Source organism: Xanthomonas sp. NCPPB 3583 (assembly GCF_041475715.2).
In the GTDB taxonomy this organism is placed as follows: Bacteria; Pseudomonadota; Gammaproteobacteria; order Xanthomonadales; family Xanthomonadaceae; genus Xanthomonas; species Xanthomonas euvesicatoria.
Genome location: NZ_CM191263.1, coordinates 2,898,455 through 2,923,065, shown reverse-complemented (window position 1 = coordinate 2,923,065; position 24,611 = coordinate 2,898,455). Strand labels below are relative to the sequence as shown.

Here is a 24,611-nt window from a genome sequence, read left to right as displayed (position 1 = left end):
CTTTGCATCGCTGCACTTCGTGTTGACGCGGGTGTCGCCAGCGCAAACAACTATGGTGAGACGGCTGCATCACATCGGTTTGCGATGCAGCGGGGAGTACCGCAGCTGTCTATCGTCCGATGCGCGCCAGCCGCCGCATCGATCGCGCTGTCTTGCACGTTAATGGGATGGATGTCATGAGGGAGTTACGCTGGAAGTCGTTTCTGGCGCGGCACCGGCGCTGGTTGCGCGTGACGCGGCGCACCGGCGTGGCTGGGCTGTTGTGGGCATGCATCATGCTGGGCTGGTCACTTGCAGTCGCACAGGAAGCGCCGATCGCCCAGCCCAACGCAATGATCGGCGAGCCGCTCTTCCGCGGCCTGGACCACCCGATGCCTCCCACCGCGGTGCCGTTTGCGCCCGGCGGACAACTGGCACGCATCTACGCGGCCGATGTCGCGCACGGGGCAGGGCAGGCGCCCGGCAACGATTTCTGGATCGACCGCCTGCTGGCCCGCGAGGGAACTGGCGGTGGTTTCGACGATCACAACGACTGGTTGTTTACCCGTGGCCGCGCCGCATACCTGAGCTATCACGCGCCAGATGCGCCGGGATTCGTCGGGCAGGTGGCGTATTGGCACTCCACCGATTACGACGCGCTGTTCCACATCCATGCCACGCTGGGCAAGCGTCATGTGCAATGGAAGGAGCGTGCGCAGCAGCGGCGGCAGACGCCGAGTTATTTCACGACGGTGTTCGAAGACGCCGGCGCCGGCGTGCGCATGCAGCTGGTCAAGTACATCACCGAGCAGAACGTGGCGGTGGCCAGCGTGGTGCTGTCCAGCCTGGACGGTGCGGCGCATACGGTATCGCTGCAAGCAGTCTCGCCGATCGCCCCGCACGCCGACGGCAATGAGCTGACCGGTGCATTTGACGCGTACAACCACATCACGACGGTCTTCCCCCGTCTGTCCGGCGATGGCTTCCATGTCGAGGGGCAGCGTCTGGTACGTGATATCGACATCCCCGCGAGCGGCGAAACCGCGCCAGTCAAGGTGCAGCTCGGCATGCTCACCCGCGAGTTGCCCGAAGCCCGCGCCGAGTACACGCGCATTGCCGCGCAAACGCCGCAGCAGGCCTACCAGCAGCACGTGGCCAGCTATAACCGCTGGTGGGTGGACAACCTGCCATACCTGGACACGCCCAACGAGAACATCAGCAAGAGCCTGTTCTATCGCTGGTGGGTACTGCGCTTCAACTTCCTCGATGCCAATGTGCCCGGCAACGATTACCAGTTCCCGGTCGCCATCGAGGGTGTGCTTGGCTACGACAATTCCATCGTGCTGACCGCCGGCATGTTCCTGGACGATCTGAAATACCTGCGCAATCCGCTGTATGCCTATGGCACCTGGCTCAGTGCGGGCGAAACCGCGGGCGGTGGCAAGTACACCGACAACCCTGGCTCGCCGGAGAACTGGTCCAATTCCTACGCGCAATACATCACGGCCGCAGCATGGCGGTCGATGCAGATTCACGGCGGGCCGGCGACGCTGGCGGGCAAGCTGGCACGCTATGGCAGCGGTGACGTGGACGGCGTGCTGGCGGCCTACGATCTCAACCACAATGGGCTGATCGAATACGACTGGGCGGCAATGACCGGCAACGATGCCGATGCGGTGTCGTTCGATTGGGCCGACCAGCACGGCCAGATCCGCATGGACCGCACCGAGAGCGCCTACGTGTATGCCAATGCGCAGGCAGCGGCGCAGGCTGCGACGCTCGCGGGCGATATGGCGACCGCACAACGCATGCAGGCCACCGCGCGCCGCATTCGCAAGGCGGTGCTGGAGGTGTTGTGGCAGGATCGCAGCGATGCCCCCGACTCGGTCGGCCTGTACGGCGATCTGCTCAAGCATCGCCAGGCCGACGGGCCGCGGCTGGCGGTCGATTGGAAGGAAACCAACAACTACTATCCCTTCAGCGTGGGTCTGATGCCCAAGCAGGGCGATGCCGACTACGACCCCAAGTATGTGCGCGCGTTGCGGCTGTTTGCCGACGCGGCGCAATACCCGCTGTTTCCGTTCTACACCGCCAACCAGGTGGACATGCAGGCGCGCGGCAGCGGCGCCGATGTGGGCAGCAATAATTTTTCCACCATCAATGCCACCGTGGCGTTTCGCCTGTTCGGCTCGGCCTTGCGCGATTACCCCAGCCCGTATCTGAACGCGCAGAGCTATCGCAAATTGCTCTACTGGAACGCCTGGGCGCCCTTTATCAACGGCGACAACCGCTATCCGGACCAGAACGAATTCTGGGCCAAGGGTACTGCCGGCCGCGGCGGCAAGATCGGTTATCGCTCCTGGATCCACCATACCCAGCTGGGCGCGACCAATTTCAGCATGATCGAGGATGCAATGGGCTTTCGCCCGCGCAGCGACGACAAGATCGAGCTGTATCCGATCGATATCGGCTGGGACCATTTCGCCGCCGACAATCTGCGCTATCGCGACCGCAACCTGAGCATCGTCTGGGATCGCGATGGCAGCCACTACGGTGGTCGTGTGCCGAAGGGCTACAGCGTCTATCTCGATGGCCGCCTGGCGTTCTGCGTGGATCGGCTGGCACACGTGATCTACGACCCGGCCAGCGGGCAGGTCAGTGCCGCGCCGGATGCGGTCAATCGCAATGGCGCAGCGCAAGTGCTCCAAGCCCATCCCGCGGCACTGGCGTCGATGACGCAGGTACCGTTCGCTGCGGGCACGCGGGTGGCGCAGATCCTGGCCAAGGCCGGTGTGGATGTGACGCTGCCGCCAGCGCATAGCCGCAACCTGGCGCAGGGGGCGCGTGTCAGCGCCAGTTTTGCCGCCGCCGGGTTGCCGGCAACGGCGGCGGTGGATGGCAGTACCGCCAGTACGCCGTTCTGGGGCACCGCGGGCTCGCCATCGGCCAGCGACTGGATCGCGCTGGACCTGGGCGGCACGCGCACGCTGGATCAGGTAGTGCTGTACTTCTATCGCAGTTCCTCGCCGGGCGGGGATCAGAATGGCTTTCCGTCCGGGACGCGGCCTGGCTACGCGGCACCGTGGATCTACGCCGTGCAATACCGCGATGGCAGCGGTGTGTGGAAGAACGTTCCCGGGCAGGTACGCGATGCCACGATGGCGGAGGGCAATCGCAACCGGGTGCGCTTCCCGGCAATCCATGCGGCAGCGCTGCGCGTGGTGGTGACGCATGCCGGTACGGCGCGCACCGGCATCAAGGAAATCCAGCTGTTCGACAGCGGTTTGCCGGCACCGGCGTCCGTGGGCAACACGCCGCCGCAGGTACAGGCATGGCAGCTGGATACGCCGGGCGCCGATGGCGCGGTGGTGGTGCAAGGGCGCGTTGGCGATGACGGCTTGCCCAATGGCACGCTGCAGGTGCGCTGGCGCGTGCAGCAGGCGCCGGACGGCGGCGATGCCGTGTTTGTAGATGCCGCTGCGCTGCAGACATCCGTGCGTTTCACCCGTGCCGGGCACTACATCTTGCGTCTGGCTGCGAACGACGGGGCGCTGATGGGGCATGCCGATGTGCAGGTCAGCGCGCCGGCCTCGCGCCCGCTGCAGAGCATTCCATTGCAGGCCATGGCCAGTGTCAGTGCGCAACTCACCGGCATGCAGTACCGCGTGCAGGCCTTGAACGATGGGTTCATCCCGCAGGCAGGCAGCTTCCCCAGTGGCAGCCTGCGCTGGGGCAGCTATGGGCTCGACCAGCCGGCAACGGTGTGGTTGCAGTATCAGTGGCCGCGCCCGGTGCGGCTGTCCTCCAGTGCGCTCTACCTGTGGAACGATCAGCCCAACGGCGGAGTCGCCGCGCCTGCCGGCTGGAAGTTGCAGATGCTGCAGGACGGACGTTGGCAGGACATCGTCAGCAAGAGCGGCTACCCGATTGCGGCAGCGGCGACCGGCGCGGCGAGCACCGCCAGCTTTGCGCCGGTAGTCACCACCGCGCTGCGCGTGGTGTTGACGACCCAGACCACCGCCAACGGACACGCCGCCATTGGGGTGGACGAATGGCAGGCGCTGTCCGAGCTGCCCAAACAGCTGGAGGCGATCCATCTGCGCACGGCCCCCGGGCAACTGCCGACGCTGCCGCAGGAGATCACCGCCTTCTTTGCCGATGGCAGTGTGCTGCCGGTGGCCGTGCAATGGTCCGAGGTTGCCGCCAGCCGCCTGGGCCGCGAAGGTGCAGTGGAACTGCAAGGCCTGGTCGAAGGTGCGATTCCCGTCAAGGCCACCATCTGGGTGCGCGCAACGCCACCGGGGCAGATCAATACCGTGCAGCCGTTGCCGACGGTGACCGCGTTGGTCGGGCATGCACCGACGTTACCGGGCTTCGTCACGGTGCAATACAACGACGGCTCGCGTGAACGCTTGCCGGTGCAATGGCCCACGTTGCAGCCCGCGCGTTACGCACAGCCCGGCGAACTCCAGCTCACCGGCACGGCGCAAGGGCATGCACCCACCGGTAACGTGTCGGTGCCGCTGGTGGTGCAGATCAAGGCGGCCGCGCCATGACGCGTACGTTCTCACGGTTGCTGGTGCTGACGTGCGGGTTGTTGCTGGCTGCCGCTCCGGCCTGTGCCATGCAGCCGCCGCAGGGAACGCGGCTGCATACGCCGGGCAATCCCATCCTCGCCGATGGCAGCGAATATTCCGCCGACCCTGCGCCGCTGGTGGCCGATGGCAAGCTGTACATCATTGCCGGCCGCGACACCGCGGCTCCCAATCTCAATGCGTTCGTCATGCCTGGCTGGCAACTGTTCGTCAGCAGCGATCCGGCCAGCGGCGACTGGATCCACTACCGCGATCTGCTGCGACCCCAGCAGGTCTTTGCCTGGGCAGACAAGCGCTATGCCTACGCGTCGCAGATCGTGCAGGGCCCGGATGGGCGCTATTACCTGTATGCACCAGTGCAGCAGCGCGATTCGCCCAATGCCGACCCATTCGCGATCGGCGTAGCGGTGGCCGACAGTCCGCTTGGCCCGTGGACCGATGCGCATCCGCAAGGTCCGGTGGTCTCGCAGTCGGTGCCGGGCCGCAACGATATCCAGAACATCGACCCGACCGTGATGGTCGACGATGACGGACGGGTGTATCTGTATTGGGGCACCTTCGGCGCGTTGTACGGCGTGGAGCTGCAGCGCGACATGGTCACTTTCAAGGGCACGCCGGTCCTGGTGGACACGCTGGACGGGTATTTCGAAGCGCCCTGGCTATTCAAGCGCAAGGGCACCTACTACCTGGCATATGCGGCCAACAACGCCGGACGTCTTTCGCCATGCACGCCCACGCTGTATCACGCCTGCATCGCCTACGCGAGCGCACCCACTCCGCTAGGGCCATGGACGTACCGCGGCATCGTATTGCCGCCGGTGTCCTCGACCACCTCGCATCCGGGCATCGTCGAATTTCAGCGGCAGTGGTATCTGGTGTATCACACCGCCGACGCACAGGGCGGCGGGCATTTCCGCCGCAGCGTGGCGATCGACCGGCTGGAATGGGACGACAGCACGCAGCCGGCCAGCATCCGCACCGTGGTGCCGACGCGGCGTCCAACGCCTCCCGCGCCGCCCACGCGCAATCAGGCGCCATCGGCCTACGCGACCGCGTCCAATGGCCCGGACATTCCGGTGCAGTACTGGATTGCCGCGCTCAACGACGGCGTGGTCAAGGCCAATCCATTGCCACCGGAGATGTGGGCCAGCTGGACGGACAACAATCCACCGCAGCAATGGCTGCAGTACAGCTGGGCGCAACCGATCACCGTGGATCGCACGCGCATCGTGTTCTGGGCCGACCACCCGGCCGGTGCCGACGTCGGCGTGGCACCGCCAGCGCGTTGGCATCTGGAATATCGGAACGCTGGGCGATGGCAGCCCGTGCAGCCGCGCGATGGGTATGGCACGCGTCCCGATCACGAAGAAGCGGTGTCGTTCGCGCCGGTGACAACGCGCTGCGTGCGTGTGGTCATGGACGCCTCTGGCAACGCGGCCAGCTATGCCGCGCTGGCAGTGCAGGAATGGGAAGTGCTGGCACCACAGCCACACCGCCTGCCCTCTGCCACGGCCGCTGACAGCCAGCGTTGCGATGCGCCGTGAAGCAGCCGACAAAGCGCCGCATGCGGCAGTCGAACGTTGGCTGACGGTGCGCAGGCAGTGGAGTGCACCGGTGGGGGTGACACATCGGCTTTTGCGTGCTGGCCGCGCGTGCCTTGCGAACGTGTCCAAGTGTTTCAGTCGCGCTGACGTGAATGACCACGCATGGCCAGGAGATGTGGCGCACGTGTGCAGCCGTCGCGTCTGCTGTACCCGACGGCCTGCGCACCTTCCTTGGTGTGTGTCTGCCGCAGCGATTGCAGTCAGCGGCCCAGCCATCGTCCATCAACGCCACGCTGTCTTCTCGAATTGAGGTCACAGGTGCCACACATCCCTGCCATGCGCTTACGCACCGTCGCAATCTGGTGCGTGTCTCTCGCACTGGCGCACATCGTGCCGGTGACCGCGGCGCCACTCTCCGCTCCCACGCCGGCGCAGTACACGCAGGCAATGGGCTTGTCCGATCACTACGCCTCGCTGGTGGACCGGCGGCCTACGGCGCCGGTGTGGGTGGATGCCGGGCATTTTCTCTATCGGCGTGGAGTGGCGCGCAGCGAGCAGCTGCCGGCGATCGAATACCGCCTGGTGGAGGCGGCCAGTGGCCGCAACACACTGGCCTTCGATCACGCGCGGTTGGCCGCAGCATTGACGCAGGCCGGTGCCAAGGCGGTCGACGCAGCGCGACTGCAGCTTGACGAGCCCATCCTGGAACAGCAGCGCCTGAGCTTCCAGTTGGCGAAACTGGGCTGGCAATGCGATTTGCTGCGCTATCGCTGCGCGCACCTGCCCGAACGCGACCTGCCGGCCGAATCGATGGACATGCGCCTGCCGCTCAAGCAGGGCGAACGCCAGGCCAGGACATCGCCGGATGGCCGCTGGCGTGCCTGGGTGGAGCAGGGCAATCTGGTCATTGCGCCGGTTGGCAGTCACGAGCGCAGCGTGCTCAGCCACGACGGCAGCACGGATGACTACTACGCACTCGACAGCGTGGTGTGGTCGCCGGATTCGCAGCATCTGGCGGCGTATCGGGTCAAGGCACCGCCGCCGCGCATGGTTTATTACATCGAGTCGGCGCCCACCGATCAGGTGCAGCCGAAGTTGCATCAGCAGGTCTACCCCAAGCCGGGCGATGCGTTGCCGGTGATGCAGCCGGTCTTGTTCGATCTCGCCACGCACGCAGCGCATCCGGTGGCGATGACCTTGCTGCCCAATGCCTTCACCTTGAGCGAAATGGTCTGGTGGAAGGACAGCCGCGGCTTCACCTTCGAATACAACGCACGCGGTCACCAGCTGTACCGGGTGATCGAGGTGGATGCACGCACAGCCGCCGCGCGCACGCTGATCGAAGAGACATCGCCCACCTTCATCGAATACTCCGAGCTCAGTGGCGAGCATGAGAACGGCGGCAAGCACGCACGCCAGGATCTGGACGATGGCGCGCAGATCGTGTGGGCATCCGAGCGCGATGGCTGGGAGCATCTGTATCTGTACGACGGCCACAGCGGCGAGGTGATCCGCCAGGTCACCCGTGGCGACTGGGTGGTGCGCAAGCTCGATCGCATCGACCAAGCAGCGGGGCAGGTGTATTTCACCGCCTCGGGTATGCAGCCCGGCGAGGACCCGTACTATCGCCATGCCTATCGCATCGGGCTGGATGGCCGCGGACTTACCGCATTGACGCCGCTGGCTGCCGATCATGAGGTGCGCTATTCGCCGGATGGAACCTGGCTACTGGATCTTTACTCGCGCGTGGATCTGGGCCCGGTGCTGGAGTTGCGGCGCAGCGCAGATGGCAGCCTGGCACGCACGGTGGAGCGCACCGACCTGACCCGCCTGCTGGCGGCAGGGTGGCAGGCGCCGCTGCCGTTTCACACCACCGGGCGCGACGGCAGGACCGAGATCTGGGGCGTCATCCATCGCCCGCAGCAGCTCGATCCGCAGCAGCGCTACCGGGTCGTCGAAGACATCTATGCCGGACCGCAGGGCTCGTTCGTTCCCAAGAGCTTTAGCACCGCCACACCATCGCTTACCGGAATGGGGTTTGCGGTGGCGTCCATCGATGGCATGGGCACCAACAACCGCTCGCGCGCCTTCCACGATGTGGCTTGGCGCAACCTCAAGGACGCCGGGTTGCCGGATCGTATCGCCTGGCACAAGGCAGCCGCGGCGCAGTACCCGTGGTACGACATCGGCGGCGGTGTCGGTGTGTACGGCACCTCGGCAGGCGGGCAGAACGCGTTGGGGGCGCTGCTGTTTCATCCGGAGTTCTATGTGGCGGGTGTGGCCAATTCCGGCTGCCACGACAACCGCATGGACAAGATCTGGTGGAACGAACAGTGGATGGGCTGGCCGGTCGGCCCGTGGTACGCCGCATCGTCGAATGTGGAGAACGCCGCGCGCCTGCAGGGGCATCTGTTGCTGGTCACCGGCGACATGGACATGAATGTCGACCCGGCCAGTACCTTCCAGGTGGCCGACCGCCTGATCAAGGCCGGCAAGGATTTCGATCTGCTGGTCGTGCCGGGCGGCGATCACGGTGCCGGTGGCGACTACGGCAGGCGCCGCCTGCTGGATTTCTTCCTGCGCTGGATGCAGCAGGCACCAACGCCGGAATGGAATCGCAACGTCGCAGCGCCGGCCGCATCGGTGCGGTGATGCGCGCGCTGCCGGTCGCGTGCAGCGAGTTGACGTGCGCGGCACATCGGGCCCAATGCCCCCGTCCGCGCATCGATCGTTGTCAGCTTCATCTGCACTCCCATCGCCGCAAGCGGTGCCAATGCGTGCGGGCTCGAGCGCGCTCATGCCGCCACACGTGATCGTTCAGTTGCGAACCATGCTGTTTTCCGCATGCGCGTTCGCCAAATGCGACAAGACGTGGCGTCTGCGCACAGGCACATTGTGACCAGCTGATGAAAACTGGAGCGCATAAGCGCATCCAGTGAGGAATGCACCACCTTTCCGGTAACACGCGTTGCTGCGCGACTGTTCGGTCGCCTGCGTCGCACGTTGTCTGCGCCTCTGCAACACGACCGTGCCAGCGGTTTGTTGCAGCGTGCGTCTGCCATCTACGTCGCCCTGCGCCGCTGTACCCCGGCACGGGCAGGTATTGCCCACGGTTTGTCTTTCGTCACACTCAGGAGCCTTGCATGCCGATGTTGCCGTTGCCTCTGACTCGCACGACCAGCGCCACCACGCGGCCGTTGCCGAGCATGCTCACCACCGGGCTGCTGCTGGTGCTGTCGGCAGGTGCGGTTGCGCCGGTGGCTGCGCAGCAAGCTGCCGGTGGCGATGCGACGCAGACGCTGGACAGCGTGGTGGTCACCGGCTCGCGTTTGCGCCGGGTGGATACCGAGACCGCCAATCCTGTGGTTACCGTCAGCCAGGAGCAGATCGCTGCCACTGGCAAGGCGACCGTGGGCGATCTGTTGCAGGAACTGCCGTCCATCGCCGGCAATGCGACCAACCCGTATACCAACAACGGCGGCGGCACCGGCGCCTCGGCGATCTCGCTGCGCGGCCTGGGCGACAAGCGCACGCTGGTGCTGGTCAATGGTATCCGCCTGGCTTACAACGACGTCAACGCCATTCCTTCCAGCATGATCGAACGCATCGAGGTGCTCAGCGACGGTGCATCTGCGGTGTACGGCTCCGATGCGATCGGTGGCGTGGTCAACTTCATCCTGCGCTCGCGCTTTGATGGCGTGCAGTTCAGCAGCGACTTCGGCACCAGCAGCGAAGGCGATGGCAACCGCCGCAACTTCACCTTGACCGCCGGCAAGACCTGGGAGCGCGGCAGCCTGATCGGCGGCCTCTCGTATCACAACATCGATGCCGTCTCGGCAGCGGCGCGCGATTACTCCAAGGACGCGCTCGCGCTGACCAATGGCCAACCGGTGAAGCAGGGCTCCTCCGCCACGCCCACCGGCACGGTGAACTTCAACGATGGCTCGGATCAATCGCAACTGCTCGCACAATCCAATGGTTGCGGGCGCGTCACCCTCAACAGCGGTGTCAGCGGGCGGGCGAGTCCTGGCGATTTCCACTGTTATAACGCTGCTGCAGATTCCTACAACTATCAGCCGTTCAACCTGTTGCAGACCCCGCAAAAACGCACCAATGCCTTCCTGCTGGGCACGTATCGCTTCAGCGACAGCGTCGAGGGCTACGTCAATACCTGGTTCAGTAAAACCGAATCGGCCTCGATCATTGCGCCGATTCCGATCTTTTCCAACGGCGACAACATCCTGGTGTCGGCGCAGAGCTATTACAACCCGTTCGGCGTCAATTTCGGCACCGATCGCACCACCGGCACCTCCTACAACGACCTCAATACGCGCGCCACCGTGTTGGGCAACCGCCGCTACCAATACAACACCTACAACTTTCAGATCAGCCCGGGTCTGCGCGGCCGTTTCGGCGACAGCTCCTGGCAATGGGATGCCACCTTCAATTACGGCAAGGTCAAGCAGAAGTCGATCAACAACGGCTTTCTCGACTATGCCGCGTTCAATCAGGCCATCGGTCCCTCGTTCCTGGATAGCGATGGCGTGGTCAAGTGCGGCAGCGCGGGTGCAGCGATTGCCGGCTGTACGCCGTTGAATTTCTTCAACCTCAACGACAGCGCCAACCTGGCCACGTTGCAGGGCATGGTGGTCAACCCCATTGTCACCAGCGTGTACACGGTCAAGCAATTCGAAGCCAATGCCAACGGCACATTGTTCGAGTTGCCGGCGGGCGAGGCCAGTCTGGCGGCTGGCATTTCGTACCGCAAGGAACGCTCCACCACCGCCTCGGACCCGCTATGGACCGGCGATGAAAATGGCCTGTGCGGCGTGATCGAATTCTGTTCGTCCAGCTTGAGCGGCAGTTTCGATGTCAAGGAGGCCTATGCCGAAGCGCTGTTCCCGCTGCTCAAGGATCTGCCCGGCATCAATGCATTGAACATCACCGTGGGCACGCGCTTTTCCGACTACAGCTCGGTGGGCAGCAAGACCAATAGCAAGCTGTCGCTGGAATACCGCCCCGTCGAAACCCTGTTGTTGCGCGGCACCGTCTCGCAAGTGTTTCGCGCACCCAACATCAACGAGCTGTATGCCGGCGTGGCCGGCGACGCGGCCACCGTCAACGACCCGTGCAACGGCTACACCGGCGGCAACACGGTGGCCTGCGCCAATGTGCCCACCGATGGCAGCTACCAGCAGTCGGACGGGCAGGTTTCGGGCAAGGTCTCCGGCGCGGCAGTCGCCGGCTACCAGCTCAAGCCGGAAACCGGTAAGTCCTACGACGTCGGATTTGTGTACGACCCGCAGTGGATCGACGGCCTGTCGTTGAGTGCGGACTGGTGGCGCATCGATCTGGAAGACACCATCACCACGGTGTCGGCGCAGACGGTGCTGAATCAATGCTTCGCCAACTCGGCCAGCGCGTTCTGCGCGTTGATCCATCGCAACGGCAACGGCACCATCAATTACATCGCCGAGCCCACCGTCAATCTGGGCAAGCTGTGGGCCAAGGGCATGGACTTCAACCTGACCTACCGCTTGCCTGCCATGGCATGGGGCAATGTCACCGCCGGCCTCAACGGCACCTATCTCACCCGTTACGACGTGTTGCCCGACACCACCGACCCCAGCTCGGTCACCATCCACAACGTAGGCCGCTACACCCAGGCCTACGGCAACTTCCCACGCTGGCGCGCACTGGGCACGGTCAGCTGGGCATTGGATGACTGGAGCGCCACCTGGCGCATCCGTTATGTGGGGCATACCGCCATCGGCAACTCGGATCCGGACCAGAGCCTGTCGGCCGATTCCAGCGAACCGACCGTGGTGCGCAATATCGGTGCCTACGTCTACAACAACCTGCAGCTTGGCTATAACGTCGAGCCATGGCATACGCGCTTTGAGGTCGGCGTGGACAACATCGCCAACAAGCAGCCGCCGCTGTACTACGCCAACAATGTGGGCAATGCGAACACCGACGTGGCCACTTACGATCTGCTCGGCCGCTTTTACTGGGCACGCGCGACGGTGAAGTTCTGAGTGCGCTGGTGTCTCGCTGCGCTGCGTGGCCGATTGCGGCCGGTTGTGCAGACGCCACGTCACGCCAGCATTGCCAGCGCAGCGGCGATCATGTTGTTGCGACCCTGTGCGCATGCCTGCGCGCCATCAGGAGCTGAGCTAATCCCATGACAGAAGCGCACCCGAGCGAATCGACCTGCAACCACACGCCGTCGTTGTCGCGGCGGCGCTTTCTGGCCTGGAGCAGCCTGGCGGTAGCCGCCGGCTTCCTGCGCTTTCCAGCCCAGGCCAGCGCTGCGCAACCGGGCAGCGTGCGCGCGGTGCCGCTTGCCCAGGTCAGGCTCACGCCGTCGCTGTTCCTGGATGCGCTGCACACCAACAGGCGCTATCTGATGCGGCTGCAGCCGGACCGGCTGTTGCACAACTTCGTGCTGTATGCCGGCCTCGACCCGAAGGCGCCAGCCTATGGCGGTTGGGAAGCGGACACCATCGCCGGGCATACGCTCGGCCACTATCTCAGTGCGCTGGCACTGATGCACGCACAAACTGGCGACGCGCAATGCCGCACGCGCGCAGCCTATATCGTCAGCGAACTGGCGCGCTGCCAGGCGCATGCCGGCGATGGCTACGTGGCCGGCTTCACGCGCAAGGACGCAGCCGGGAAGATCGAAAGCGGGCGCGCGGTCTTCGACGAGCTCAAACGCGGCAAGATCGACGCAGCGCCGTTCTATCTCAACGGGAGCTGGGCACCGCTCTACACGTGGCACAAATTGTTCGCCGGCCTGCTCGACGTGCATGCGCATTGCGATAACGCGCAAGCGCTGCAGGTGGCGGTGGGTCTGGCTGGATACCTGCAAGGCATCTTCTCCGCGCTAGACGAGGCGCAATTGCAAAAAACGCTGTCGTGCGAATTCGGCGGCCTCAACGAATCGTTCGTCGAACTGCATGTGCGAACCAATGATGCGCAATGGTTGGCGCTGGCGCAGCGTCTGCATCACCACGCCGTGATCGACCCGCTGGTTGCACAGCGTGACGAATTGGCGCACCAGCATTCCAATACCAACGTCCCAAAGCTGATCGGTGTGGCCCGCGAATACGAAGTCACCGGCGATGCCGCATCCGGCGCCGCAGCGCGCTTCTTCTGGCACACCGTCACCGACCACCACACCTATGTGATCGGCGGCAATGGCGATCGCGAATATTTCCAGCAGCCGGACAGCATTTCAAAGTTCCTCACCGAGCAGACCTGCGAGCATTGCGCCAGCTACAACATGCTCAAGCTCACCCGCCACCTGTATCAATGGGGCCCGCAAGCGGAGTTGTTCGACTACTACGAGCGCACCTTGCTCAACCACGTGATGGCGCAGCAGCACCCACGCAGCGGCATGTTCACGTATATGACGCCATTGCTGGCCGGCGAAGCGCGCGGCTGGTCGTCGCCGTTCGACGATTTCTGGTGCTGCGTTGGTAGCGGCATGGAAGCGCACGCGCAATTCGGCGATTCCATCTACTGGCAGGACGGGCAGGGCGTCTACGTCAATTTGTATGTGCCCTCCATGGTGCACGATGCTGCCGGCCTGGACATGACCTTGCACAGCGCCTTGCCGGAGCAGGGCAGCGCCTCGCTGCGCATCGATGCCGCGCCGGCCGAGCAACGCACGCTCGCACTGCGCGTGCCAGGTTGGGCGAAACAGCCGCGCCTGCAACTCAATGGCCAGCCTGTCGATAGCACTGTCAGCGATGGCTATCTGCGCATCACGCGCACCTGGCAGCGCGGCGACACCCTGAGCCTGGCGTTCGACATGCCGCTGCGCCTGGAAGCGACCCCGGACGATCCCGCCTGGGTCTCGGTGCTGCGCGGGCCGCTGGTGCTTGCCGTGGATCTGGGCGATGCCTCCAAGCCCTGGTCGGGCAAGACCCCGGCATTGATCGGGGGGCAGGACATCCTGCAACGCCTGCAACCGGTGCCGGGCAAGACAGCCTTCGTCTACAACGATGGCGTGCAGCAGTGGCAGTTGTCCCCGTTCTACGCCCAGTTCGACCGCCGCAGCGCGGTCTACCTGGAACACCGCGACGCCGCCGCATGGCAGCAACGCCAGACCGAACTGGCGGCAGTAGCGGCGGCGCAACACGCACTCGACACCCGCGCGCTCGATCGCATCGCGCTAGGCGATGAAGCCTCCGAGAAGGCGCATGCACTGCAGGGGGAAAATTCCAACCCGCTCAGCTACCGCCGCCGGCCCGGCCGCGACGTGCGTACTGGCGGCTTCATGGCCTTCACCCTGCGCAATACCGCCCGGGCCCGCATCCTGCGCCTGCGCTACTGGGGCGACGAAACCCGCCGTCGCTTCCGCCTCCTCGCCGACGGCGAACTCATCGCCAACGAACGCCTTGACGGCAACCGCGGCCTGGAGTTCGTCGATGTGGATTACGCACTGCCAGCAACAGTCGCCGGCCGCGACACCCTGCAGATTCGCATCGAACCGGAGACCGGTTATTCGGCGGGGCCTGCATTTGGGTGTTGGGTGCTGGAGTCGGCGTGAGCGCTGTAGCTAGCGCGTGTTATTCGTATGACGAGCTTCTACGAGGCGTCGGAAAGCAGGAAGGCTGTACGAATTTATTCGTACCCCTGAAAGCTTATAACTTTCGCGTCCTTTTTGCTCAGCGTGTATTCTCCGCCGCCGCCTATGATTCCTAAGCGCCTATCCACTAAAAAGACGATGACTATTTTTGAAGGTGTTCGGGCAATCCCCATGGAATAGGACTCGAGGTCTCGCAGAGCCGAGTATTCGCCGCTGGCTGGATACATTGCGACAATTCGATTCTTAAAATCTTTGCTTGCCGCCTCAATTGCTTTGAAGGTTTCTGCGTTATCGGGTTCCGCGGCAGAAGCGCCTGTGAAAGATAGAAATAGCAACAGTGATATAAATTTCATGGTTGCCATCCTAAAGCATTGCTGAGAAATTCCGAAATCCTGCTATTTTCTCACCGCCCCCCTGCGTTAGATGCTCACACGCCTGGGAAACTCGGCTTTGTTCGGAGAGCAAACTAGGTGGCGAACTCAGTCGATAGGATATTGCTGATCGAAGGGGTGGTGGGAAATGAGTATCACTGACCCTCTAGTCTTTGAACTTCTGATGTGCGCTGTCTAGTGGCTGGAGCCAATGTGTGTTGAGACACGCATACTGGCTGTCATGAATGACTCGATGAAGTGATTGTCTGTCGGTTTGCCTTGCCGGGAATAATTGATGGTCATGCCGTTATCCAGGGAAATATGGCGAGAGACGACCAAGAGATCAACGAGAACTTGAGTTGCTGGATGTGGATGCCAACATTTAAACGCAAAGACCGGCGATTAGGCCGGTCTTTGCGTTGCGCAGAAGTAGTGCGGCTTACACCGACAACTCCAACAACAACTTATTCAACCGCCGCACATACGCGGCCGGATCCTTCAAACTATCGCCCGCAGCCAACGCAGCCTGGTCGAACAACACACGACTCAGGTCGCCGAAGCGATCCATATCCTGTTCCGCGTCGAGTTTCTCGATCAGCGGGTGGGTCGGATTGAACTCGAACACCGGCTTGCTTTCCGGCACCGCCTGGCCGCTGGCTTCTAGCAGCTGACGCATCTGCAGGCCCAGGTCGCCCTGGCCGATGGCCAAGATCGCCGGGGAATCGGTCAGGCGATGCGAGACGCGTACTTCGGCCACGTCGTCGCCCAGCGCTGCCTTGATGCGCGAAGCCAGACCTTCCTTGGATTTAGCGAGGTCTTCCTGCGCCTTCTTGTCTTCTTCCGAATCCAGCTTGCCCAGGTCCAGGTCGCCGCGCGCCACGTCCACGAACGACTTGCCGTCGAATTCGGTGAGATAGCTCATCAGCCATTCGTCGATGCGGTCGGTGAGCAGCAGCACTTCGATGCCCTTCTTGCGGAAGACCTCCAAATGCGGGCTGTCCTTGATCTGCGCGTAGCTTTCGCCGGTGAGGTAGTACAGCTTGTCCTGGCCTTCTGCCAAACGGCTCACGTAATCGGCCAGGCCCACGCTTTGTGCGCCGGTGGTGTCGTGCGTGGAGGAGAAGCGCAGCAGGCCGGCGATTTTTTCGCGGTTTGCATAATCCTCGGCCGGGCCTTCCTTCAATGCCTGGCCGAAGTTGCGCCAGAACGTGGCGTAGTCGTCGGGCTTGTCCTTGGCCAGCTTTTCCAGCATGTCCAGCGAGCGCTTGGTCAGCGCCGACTTCATCGAATCGACCACCGGGCCGGATTGCAGGATTTCGCGCGAGACATTGAGCGAGAGGTCCGACGAATCCACCACGCCCTTGATGAAACGCAGGTACAGCGGCAGGAACTGCTCGGCCTGGTCCATGATGAAAACGCGCTGCACATACAGCTTCAGGCCCTTGGCCGAGTCGCGGTGGTACAGGTCGAACGGGGCACGGCCGGGCACGAACAGCAGCGAGGTGTATTCCAGCTTGCCTTCGACCTTGTTATGGCTCCAGGCCAGCGGGTTGCCCGCGTCGTGGGCGATGTGCTTGTAGAACTCCTGATACTCCTCGTCCTTGATCTCGGACTTGGGGCGCGTCCACAGCGCGCTGGCGCGGTTGACCGCTTCCCATTCGGGCTCTGCCGGCGTGTCGGCGGCTTCGCCGTAATGCTCCTTGCGCATCTCGATCGGCAGGCCGATGTGGTCGGAGTATTTCTTGAGGATGCCGCGCAGCGTCCAGCCATCGGCGAACGATTCTTCGCCTTCCTTCAGGTGCAGCACGATGCGGGTGCCGCGCTCGGGCTTGTCGACGCTGGCGATCTCGAATTCGCCTTCGCCACGCGAGGACCAGTGCACGCCTTCGCTGGCCGGCAGGCCGGCGCGGCGCGAATACACGTCCACCTGGTCGGCGACGATGAAGGCGCTATAGAAGCCCACGCCGAACTGGCCGATCAGGTTGGCATCCTTCTTCTGGTCGCCGCTGAGGTGCTTGAGGAAATCGGCAGTGCCGGACTTGGCGATGGTGCCCAGGTGGGAGACCGCCTCCTCGCGGCTCATGCCGATGCCGTTGTCGTCGATGGTCACAGTGCGCGCGTCCTTGTCGTAATCGACGCGGATGCGCAGCTCGCCGCTGCCTTCCAGCAGCTCGGGCTTGACCAAGGCTTCGAAGCGCAGCTTGTCGGCGGCATCGGCGGCATTGGAGACCAGCTCGCGCAGGAAGATTTCCTTGTTCGAGTACAACGAATGGATCATCAGCTGCAGCAGCTGCTTGACCTCGGTCTGGAAGCCGAGCGTCTGCTTGTCGGTTTCAACGGTCATTGGGGTCGTGCTCCGTGGTGGTCCAGGCCGCAACGCGGCCGATGGCCTGGGGGATGCGGCCGTCTGCCGATTTTTCAAGGCGGGCCTGCGCGAATGTGCCGCGCGCGGCGGCTGGTGCGGGGCAGGGCGGCTGCGGCGATGGCGGCGGTATCATGGCCGGCCATTCGTCCTGCCTTGAGCCATGTCGCCAACTGCGCTGCTGCCGTGCTGCACCCGCCCGCCCTCGCCAGGTGCGGGGCGATGAGCCGCCTGCAGCGCCCGGCCTCGCGTGGCGCGGAAGGCCAGGTGCGTATTGTTGGCGGGCGCTGGCGCAATACGCGGCTGGCGGTGCCCAGCTTGCCCGGCCTGCGCCCCAGCAGCGACCGCGTGCGCGAAACGCTGTTCAACTGGCTGATGCCGCGCCTGCCCGGCGCGCGCGTGCTGGATCTGTTCGCCGGCTCCGGCGCGCTGGGCCTGGAGGCGGTGTCGCGCGGCGCTGCGCATGCCACCCTGATCGAACGCGACCCCGGCCTGGTGCAGCGGCTGCGCGAGCACGTGACCCGGCTGGATGCCGCCACGCAGGTGCAGGTGCTGCAGGAAGATGCGGTGCGCTGGCTGGAGCGTGCGCCCGCAGCGCTGGCTGATATCGTCTTCGTCGACCCGCCGTTCGCGGCCGGGCTGTGGCCGGCAGTGCTGGAGCACCTGCCGGCGCATGTGGCGGCCGACGCCTGGCTGTACCTTGAAGCGCCCGCCGATGCGCCGCCGCTGCTGCCGGCCGGCTGGCATCTGCACCGCGAGGGCGCCACCCGTGAGGTGCGCTATGCGCTGTACCGCCGGGCCGCTGCTACACTGAAGAGCGATCCGACCCCGGTAGTCTCCGTATGAGCGTTGCCAACAGCCGCACCGCCGTCTATCCCGGTACCTTCGACCCGATCACCAACGGGCATATCGACCTGGTGAATCGCGCCGCGCCGTTGTTCGAGCGCGTGGTGGTGGGTGTGGCGTATAGCCCCTCCAAGGGCCCGGCATTGTCGCTGGAGCGCCGCGTGGCGCTGGCCCAGGAAGCGCTGGCGGCGCATACCAATGTGGAAGTGCGCGGCTTCGATACCCTGCTGGCGCATTTCGTGCGCGAGATGGGTGCCGGCGTGCTGCTGCGCGGCCTGCGGGCAGTGTCCGACTTCGAATACGAATTCCAGATGGCCAGCATGAACCGCCATCTGATCCCGGAGGTGGAAACGCTGTTTCTTACCCCGGCCGAGCAATACAGCTTCATCTCGTCCTCGCTGGTGCGCGAAATCGCGCGGCTGGGCGGGGATGTGTCCGGCTTCGTGCCGGCATCGGTTGTCGAGGCCTTGCGGCAGGTGCGCCAGTCCCGCGCGCAGGCCTGATCATCTGCAGTTACATCACCACATGCATTTCAAAGGGAGGAGTTTCATGAAACACACCATGCGCGCTCTGGCGCTCGCTTCGATCGCCACTCTGGCGGTCACCGCCTGCAAGAAGGAAGAGCCGGCACCGACCGCTGCCGCCGCACCGGCCCCGTTGACCGCACCGGCCAAGGACGACAACGCCGGCTGGAAGAAGTACCTGCAGGAAGTGGTCGGCCAGAACCTGGGCACCACCACCAACAGCCCGTTCCTGTACTACTTGCCGCCGGAGTCGGACGCCGAATTTGCCGGCAGCTACGAGCGTCAGCTGGAAAGCGTCAAGACCGCGCTCGCGCGTGGCGTGCAGCCGGGCAACATGCTGGCCTTCGGTTCGTCGGCGTCCAGCAAGATGGCCGACCTGATCGATGCGGCGTTCAAGGACGTGGCACCGGACTCGATGAAGGGTGTGCGCGTGCTGTTCATCGGCAATGCTGCCGACAACGCGCGCGTGCAGACCATCGTCCAGCCCAAGGGCGCGGAATACATCTTCGTTGAAGCCAAGTAATGCCGTAGCAGGCCGGATGCGCGGGAGGGCGTATCCGGCCGCAGCCTGGGAATGCACCATGCTGCCGAGTTCGCACTCCACCGGAGCCGGCCGCACCAGGCCGGTGTCCGACAGCGCCCAGGGCGCTATCTACCTGCCGCTGCGCGCCATGGGCGCCCGGCTGCAGCAGCACATTGCGTTCCAGCGCCTGCGGTTGCAGCGCGTCGCGTCGCGTCGCATCGTAGTGCCGATATGTCTCTGAAAATCAACGAGCTCTGCGTCAACTGCGACGTCTGCGAGCCTGCGTGCCCGAATCACGCCATCTCGATGGGCGAAACCATCTACGTCATCGATCCGGCACGTTGCACCGAGTGCGTGGGCCATTTCGACGAAGCGCAGTGCGTGGTGGTGTGCCCGGTCGAATGCATCGATCCGGATCCGGCCATTCCGGAAACCCATGACCAGTTGCTGGCCAAGCTGATGCAGTTGCAGCGCGATCACCCCGAACTGTACGAACAGGAGCCCCCCGCCCCGTGAGCACTTTTTCCCGACGTTTTTCTTCGCGCGGCGTGTTGCTGCTGGCCTTTGTGCTGGCGCCAGCGGCCTGGTGCGCCGATGCCGCCAAGCCGGCGACGGCCACCACCGCAGCGGTTGCCGCGCATCCACCCGGCGCGGCGATCGCCAGCGGCCATGCGCTGGCCACCGATGCCGGCCTGCAGATCCTGCGCGAGGGCGGGAATGCGTTCGATGCCGCGGTGGCGGTGTCGTCCACGCTGGCGGTGGTCGAGCCGATCAGCTCAGGGCTGGGCGGCGGCGGTTTCTTCCTGTTGCACGACGCCAAGACCGGCAAGGACGTGATGCTGGACGCGCGCGAAACCGCGCCCGCGTCGGCCACCGAAGCGCAGTTTCTCGACAAGAAAGGCGAGCTGGACCGCGACCGCTCGGTCAACGGCCCGTGGTCGGCGGGCATCCCGGGCTTGCCCGCAGCGCTGGTGGAGCTGGCTGCCAAACACGGCCGGCTGCCGCTGAAGCAGTCGCTGGCACCCTCGATCCGCATCGCGACGGAGGGTTTTCCCGTCTACGCGCGCATGGCCAAGGGCTATGCCTCGCGGCGCGAGGTGATGGAGCGTTACCCCGGTACGCGCGAGGTGTATCTGCGCGGCGGCAAACCCATTGCCGAAGGCGACACCTTCAAGCAGCCGGAGCTGGCGCAGACGCTGCAGCTGCTCGGCGACAAGGGCTTCGGCGGGTTCTACAAGGGCGAGACCGCCAAGAAGTTGCTGGCCGGCGTGAAGCAGGCCGGCGGCCAGTGGAGCGCGGCCGAGCTGGCCGGGTACCGGGTCAAGGAGCGCGCACCGATCCAGTTCGACTACCGCGGCTGGAAGATCACCACTGCGCCGCCGCCGTCGTCCGGTGGTATTGCGCTGGCGGCGATGCTGCAGATCCTGGAGGGCTGGGACTTGAACACGCTCGATGAGGTGCATCGCACCCATCTGGTGGTGGAGTCGATGCGCCGCGCCTACCGCGATCGCACCTTCTTCCTGGGCGACCCGGACTTTGTTGACGTGCCGCAGCGCGTGCTCACCAGCAAGGACTACGCGCAAGGCCTGCGTGCCACCATCAACCCGGACAAGGCCACGCCCAGCGATCTGCTGTCGGGCAACCCCACGCCGCTGGAAGACGACGAGACCACGCACTTTTCCATCATCGATGGCGAAGGCAACCGCGTCGGTGCCACCCAGACGGTGAACCTGCTGTACGGCTCGGGCCTGATTCCCAAGGGCACCGGCGTGCTGCTCAACAACGAGATGGACGACTTCGCGCTCAAGCCGGGCACTCCGAATGCGTTCGGCGTGATGGGCTACGCCGCCAACGCGCCCAAGCCGGGCAAGCGCATGCTCAGTTCGATGACGCCCACCTTCATGGAATCGGCCGACAAGGCGATCGTGCTCGGCACCCCGGGCGGCAGCCGCATCATCACCATGGTGCTGCTGGGGATCCTGGGCTACGACGCCGGCCTGGATGCGCAGGCGGTCAGTGCGCTGCCGCGCTATCACCACCAGTGGTTGCCGGACGTGATCGACGCCGAGACCGACGCGTTTTCGGCGCAGACCGCCAAGGGCCTGCAAGCGATGGGGCATGCACTGAAATTGCCAGGCGACACCGCCGAAGGCGGCCGTGGCTCCAGCCATGTGTGGGGCAACCTGCAAACGGTGGAGTGGGACAAGCGCCGCAACGTGCTCAGCGGCGGCAGCGACCCGCGCAACCCGGTGGGCAAGGCGCAAGTGCAGTTGGACGCGACGGCACGCTGAGGCGTGAATCCGATTGCGTCGACGCCCGGTAGCCGGCAAGGCGGCCGGGCGTTGTTCGTTGTTTCAATCAAGCGCCATCGATGCAATGCGACCGTGGTTGCCTGGGCTGGCGCGTTTGCTGCCCGCCCAGCATGCGCTTGATTGCTGGCATGCGGTGATGATGAGCGCGGCATGGCTGCGTGCGAGGCGATCCGCGCAAGGGGCGCATTGCTGCAGCGATGCGGATTGACGCATCGGCTATGCCGGCATTGGACTTGTCGCTGCAAGATAATGCGGCGACCATCGTGGCATGACTATCTTCAAAACTCTGCTCACCAGCCTGATGATCGTTTCGCCCGTGCTCGCCTGCGCTGCAGAGACAACCGGCAGGCAGGAGGCCGTGGCGGCCAGCGACGCCATCCACGTCAACCAGCTGGGTTATCTGCCGGGCTCGGCAAAAATGGCGATCGTCGGGCTGCCGCCGCAGGACGCCGCGCAGCGTTCGGACCGCTTCACCGTCGAAGATGCACAGGGACGCAGCGTGTTGCAGGGAACCCTGCAGCCGGCCGCGATGTGGTCGCCGGCCGGTCAGCAGGCGCGGGTGGCGGATTTTTCCGGGCTGCGTGCGGTCGGAACCTATCGGTTGAAGGTCGACGGGCTGCCGGCATCGGAGACCTTCGCCATCAACGCGCATGCCTATCAGCCCCTGGTCGATGCAGCGTTGAAGGCGTTCTACTTCAACCGTGCCAGCACCGCGCTGCCGGCACGCTATGCCGGGCGCTATGCGCGCGCGGCCGGGCACCTGGATACGCAGGTGCGCATCCATCCGTCCGCAGCGTCTGCAACGCGTCCGACCGATAGCGTGATCAGCGCGCCCAAGGGCTGGTACGACGCGGGCGACTACAACAAGTACATCGTCAATTCCGGCATCAGCACCTACACCTTGCTGGCGGCCTACGAGCAGTATCCGGCGTTCTTCAGGTCCAAGCCGCTGACCATCCCCGACGATGCGCCCGGCGTGCCCGGCATCCTGCAGGAGGCCTGGTGGAATCTGGACTGGATGCTCGCCATGCAGGACCCGGCCGATGGCGGCGTGTACCACAAGCTCACCGACAAGCAGTTCGATGGCTTGGTGATGCCGGATCAGGCCACCCAGCAACGCTACGTGGTGATGAAGACCACTGCCGCGACCTTGGACTTCGCTGCGGTGATGGCCGTCGCCAGTCGCGTATATGCGCCATTTGAAAAGCAGTATCCGGGGCTGTCGGCGCACATGATGAAAGCCTCGCGGGCTGCGTGGGCGTGGGCGAAGCAGCATCCGGACGTGATCTACCGGCAGCCCAGCGACGTGCGTACCGGCGGTTACGACGATGCACACCTGGATGACGAATTCGCCTGGGCGGCGGCCGAGTTGTACATCGCCACCGGCGAGGATGGGTTCTACGACGCGATGATCGCGCGCAACGTGCCGGCCACCGTGCCCTCATGGGGCAATGTCGGTGGGCTGGCCTGGATGTCGTTGGCCGCGCATCGCGACCGACTCACGCCGCATGCCGATCGCGCGCGGATCGCACGGGAGATCACCGGGCTGGCACAGCGGTTGGCCGACACCTGGCAATCATCGGCATGGCGGCTGGCGATGAACGACAGCGATTTCGTCTGGGGCAGCAATGCAGGGGTGCTCAACCGCGCGATGATGCTGCTACAGGGCTACCGGCTGACGCAGCAGCGGCAATTTCTGGATGCGGCGCAATCGCAGCTGGACTACATCCTGGGCCGCAATCCGCTGGGGCTGTCGTTCGTGACCGGGATAGGCAAACGCACCCCGATGCATATCCATCACCGACCCTCAGAGGCCGATGGGATCGAAGCGCCGGTGCCGGGTTGGCTGGTCGGCGGCCCGCAGCCGGGGCAGCAGGATGCCAAGGAGTGCAAGGTGCCGTACCCCTCCAAACGGCCGGCGTTGTCGTACCTGGACAACTTCTGCAGCTACTCCACCAACGAGGTGGCGATCAACTGGAATGCGCCGCTGGTGTATGTGAGCGCGGCGATCGAGGCGTCGACGCGCTAAAGCGTCGCTATCAAGCCGATGCCGCGGCTGTTCCTTTTCCCGTCGGGAGAAGGTGGCGCGCAGCGCCGGATGAGGGTACGGCGTCGGCAGGAATACTGATACACCGTACCCTCATCCAACCCCTCTCCCGGGCGGGAGAGGGGCTTAAACTCATTCCAGCCGCGTTCCAAAAATCCGGTCGCCTGCATCGCCCAGGCCGGGCAGGATGTAGCCCTTGTCGTTGAGGTGTTCGTCGATGGCCGCGGTATAGACCTCGACATCCGGGTGCACCGCTTCGAGCGCCTTCAGGCCTTCCGGCGCGGCGACCAGAAAGATGCCTTTGATGCGCCGTGCGCCGGCGCGCTTGAGCATGTCGATGGTGGCGATCAGGGTGCCGCCGGTGGCCAGCATCGGGTCCAGGATCAGGGCGTCGCGTTCTTCCAGGCGGCCAGTGAGGCGTTCGAAATAGGGCACCGGTTGCAGGGTTTCTTCATCGCGCTGCAGACCGACCACACTCACGCGTGCGGCAGGAATCAGTGCCAGTACGCCGGGCAGCATGCCCAGACCGGCGCGCAGGATCGGTACCAAGGTGATCTTTGCGCCGGCAATGCGCTGCACCGTCACCGGGCCGGCCCAGCCCGGCTGGGTGTGCGATTCGGTATCCAGATTGGCGGTGGCCTCGTAAGCCAGCAGCGTGCCCAGTTCGGTGACCAGTTCGCGGAAGCCCTTGGTGCTCAACGCGGCATCGCGCAGCAGGCCGATCTTGTGCTGGACGAGGGGGTGGCGGACTTCGACGATTTTCATGGGCAGCGGCAGGCGGGAGAGGGGCACAGTGTGCCGCAGCCGCGCGGTGTGTCGCCACACTTCGGGTGTGATCGCTGATGCATATGTCATGTCAGTGAAACGTCGTAGACATAGTGTGCCCACCCATTCTTAACCGATTGGGGA

15 protein-coding genes are annotated in these 24,611 nt (G+C 64.6%); 12 read left to right on the top strand and 3 right to left on the bottom strand.

The features are described 5' to 3' along the window. Positions 1-176 precede the first annotated feature (176 nt). The 5 genes from ACCQ07_RS12815 (at position 177) to ACCQ07_RS12795 (ending at position 14,678) form a co-directional block, all read left to right on the top strand. The gene (locus ACCQ07_RS12815) at positions 177-4,535 is read left to right on the top strand and encodes an Ig-like domain-containing protein (protein WP_372163937.1); all 4,359 of its coding nucleotides are present in this window, start codon (positions 177-179) and stop codon (positions 4,533-4,535) included. Continuing rightward, on the top strand, positions 4,532-6,118 hold the full coding sequence (locus ACCQ07_RS12810; protein ID WP_372163935.1) for a family 43 glycosylhydrolase: 1,587 nt from the start codon (positions 4,532-4,534) through the stop codon (positions 6,116-6,118). Before ACCQ07_RS12815 ends, ACCQ07_RS12810 begins: the two co-directional genes overlap by 4 nt. A gap of 336 nt (positions 6,119-6,454) precedes the next feature. Further along, a complete protein-coding gene (locus tag ACCQ07_RS12805; protein ID WP_372163933.1) occupies positions 6,455-8,770 on the top strand; it encodes a S9 family peptidase in 2,316 nt (771 codons plus the stop codon). 491 nt (positions 8,771-9,261) lie between these two features. After that, on the top strand, positions 9,262-12,156 hold the full coding sequence (locus ACCQ07_RS12800) for a TonB-dependent receptor domain-containing protein (protein ID WP_372163931.1): 2,895 nt from the start codon (positions 9,262-9,264) through the stop codon (positions 12,154-12,156). A 146-nt stretch (positions 12,157-12,302) separates the two neighbouring features. After that, the gene (locus tag ACCQ07_RS12795) at positions 12,303-14,678 is read left to right on the top strand and encodes a beta-L-arabinofuranosidase domain-containing protein (RefSeq protein ID WP_372163929.1); all 2,376 of its coding nucleotides are present in this window, start codon (positions 12,303-12,305) and stop codon (positions 14,676-14,678) included. 74 nt (positions 14,679-14,752) lie between these two features. Here ACCQ07_RS12795 and ACCQ07_RS12790 read toward each other — a convergent pair whose 3' ends face one another. Together ACCQ07_RS12790 and htpG are read right to left on the bottom strand one after the other, a co-directional pair. Continuing rightward, a complete protein-coding gene (locus ACCQ07_RS12790) occupies positions 14,753-15,070 on the bottom strand; it encodes a hypothetical protein (protein WP_083347918.1) in 318 nt (105 codons plus the stop codon). A gap of 457 nt (positions 15,071-15,527) precedes the next feature. After that, complete coding sequence (gene htpG / locus ACCQ07_RS12785; RefSeq protein WP_031423156.1) at positions 15,528-17,432, bottom strand: molecular chaperone HtpG; 1,905 nt, start codon at positions 17,430-17,432, stop codon at positions 15,528-15,530. 174 nt (positions 17,433-17,606) lie between these two features. Between htpG and rsmD the strand changes: the two genes are divergently transcribed. From rsmD to ACCQ07_RS12750, 7 genes are all read left to right on the top strand, one after another. Next, positions 17,607-18,296, top strand: coding sequence for a 16S rRNA (guanine(966)-N(2))-methyltransferase RsmD (gene rsmD / locus ACCQ07_RS12780; RefSeq protein WP_031423154.1), 690 nt, complete (start codon positions 17,607-17,609; stop codon positions 18,294-18,296). Beyond that, positions 18,293-18,799 carry a pantetheine-phosphate adenylyltransferase gene (coaD, locus tag ACCQ07_RS12775; protein ID WP_008574388.1) on the top strand — a complete coding sequence of 169 codons (507 nt, stop codon included), beginning with the start codon at positions 18,293-18,295 and terminating at the stop codon, positions 18,797-18,799. The genes rsmD and coaD overlap by 4 nt, the downstream gene beginning before the upstream one ends. Before the next feature lie 46 nt (positions 18,800-18,845). Then, complete coding sequence (locus tag ACCQ07_RS12770) at positions 18,846-19,343, top strand: hypothetical protein (protein ID WP_372163927.1); 498 nt, start codon at positions 18,846-18,848, stop codon at positions 19,341-19,343. Between the two features lie 58 nt (positions 19,344-19,401). After that, positions 19,402-19,584: a hypothetical protein gene (locus ACCQ07_RS12765; RefSeq protein WP_218490655.1), complete on the top strand. Its 183-nt coding sequence runs from the start codon at positions 19,402-19,404 to the stop codon at positions 19,582-19,584. Beyond that, positions 19,575-19,859: a YfhL family 4Fe-4S dicluster ferredoxin gene (locus ACCQ07_RS12760; RefSeq protein WP_014090436.1), complete on the top strand. Its 285-nt coding sequence runs from the start codon at positions 19,575-19,577 to the stop codon at positions 19,857-19,859. Before ACCQ07_RS12765 ends, ACCQ07_RS12760 begins: the two co-directional genes overlap by 10 nt. Beyond that, positions 19,856-21,634 (top strand): gamma-glutamyltransferase, encoded by a 1,779-nt coding sequence (ggt, locus tag ACCQ07_RS12755; protein WP_372163924.1) that lies wholly within the window; start codon positions 19,856-19,858, stop codon positions 21,632-21,634. Before ACCQ07_RS12760 ends, ggt begins: the two co-directional genes overlap by 4 nt. A 289-nt stretch (positions 21,635-21,923) precedes the next feature. After that, positions 21,924-23,684 carry a glycoside hydrolase family 9 protein gene (locus ACCQ07_RS12750; RefSeq protein ID WP_372163922.1) on the top strand — a complete coding sequence of 587 codons (1,761 nt, stop codon included), beginning with the start codon at positions 21,924-21,926 and terminating at the stop codon, positions 23,682-23,684. Positions 23,685-23,834: 150 nt separating this feature from the next. On the opposite strand, the gene upp is transcribed toward ACCQ07_RS12750, so the two are convergent. Beyond that, positions 23,835-24,467, bottom strand: coding sequence for a uracil phosphoribosyltransferase (gene upp, locus ACCQ07_RS12745; RefSeq protein ID WP_008574400.1), 633 nt, complete (start codon positions 24,465-24,467; stop codon positions 23,835-23,837). Positions 24,468-24,611: the final 144 nt, after the last annotated feature.